The sequence below is a fragment of the Ligilactobacillus sp. 110_WCHN genome (assembly GCF_030518115.1).
Taxonomy (GTDB): Bacteria; Bacillota; Bacilli; order Lactobacillales; family Lactobacillaceae; genus Ligilactobacillus; species Ligilactobacillus aviarius_C.
This window is the reverse complement of the sequence record NZ_JAULLI010000048.1, coordinates 1-1,049: the sequence shown is the minus strand read 5'-3', so window position 1 is coordinate 1,049 and position 1,049 is coordinate 1. Positions and strand designations below refer to the sequence as shown.

At 42.1% G+C, this 1,049-nt stretch carries 1 protein-coding gene; it reads left to right on the top strand.

Annotated features, from left to right (window positions below; translation table 11 throughout):
• The first annotated feature begins 28 nt into the window (after positions 1 to 28).
• Positions 29 to 1,045, top strand: a complete 1,017-nt coding sequence (gene gap, locus Q3C15_RS08640) for a type I glyceraldehyde-3-phosphate dehydrogenase (RefSeq protein WP_064214700.1) — start codon at positions 29 to 31, stop codon at positions 1,043 to 1,045.
• Positions 1,046 to 1,049 lie beyond the last annotated feature (4 nt).

The following is a 1,049-nucleotide window of genomic DNA, read 5'->3' as shown; positions in this document are numbered from 1 at the left end:
AAATTTACCTTTTAGGAGGAATATTAATATGACTACAAAAGTAGGTATTAATGGTTTTGGTCGTATCGGCCGTTTAGCATTCCGTCGGATTGCTGAAGTTTCAGATGACTTGGAAATCGTTGCTATCAACGATTTAACATCACCAGCTATGTTGGCTCACTTATTGAAGTATGACACAGCTCATGGTCAATTTGATGCAGAAGTTTCTGCAACAGATCACTCACTTATCGTTAACGGTAAGGAAATCCCTGTATACGCAGAAGCAGACGCAACAAACATTCCTTGGGTTAAGAACGATGGTGTTGAATTAGTACTTGAATCAACAGGTTTCTACACATCAGAAGAAAAGGCATCAGCTCACTTAAAGGCTGGCGCAAAGAAGGTTCTTGTATCAGCACCAGCTGGTGACATGCCAACAGTTGTATACGGCGTAAACGATGACATCATCACACCAGATGCAGACATCATCTCAGCTGCTTCATGTACAACAAACTGCTTAGCACCAATGGCAAAGGCTGTTAACGATGCATTTGGTATCAAAGCAGGTACAATGACAACAGTTCACGCATACACAGCATCACAACACGTACAAGACGGTCCAGACCGCAAAGGTAACAAGCGTAATGCACGTGCTTGTGCACAAAACATTATTCCTCACTCAACAGGTGCTGCAAAGGCCCTTGGTAAGGTTGTTCCAGAATTAGACGGCAAGTTGGATGGTCACGCATTACGTGTTCCAACAATCACAGGTTCAGTAACAGAATTAGTTGTAACATTGAACAAAGAAGTTACAGTTGACGAAGTTAACGAGGCCGTAAAGAAGACAACAGAAGGCAACGCATCATTCGGCTGCAACGAAGACGAAATTGTATCATCAGACATCATTGGTACATCATTCGGTTCAGTATTCGACCCAACACAAACACAAGTTGTAGGTAAGGGCGACGGCCAAGTTGTTAAGGTTGTTTCATGGTACGACAATGAATCAGGCTTCACAGCTCAAATGATCCGTACATTAGAAAAATTCGCAAGCATGCTTAAATAATTAA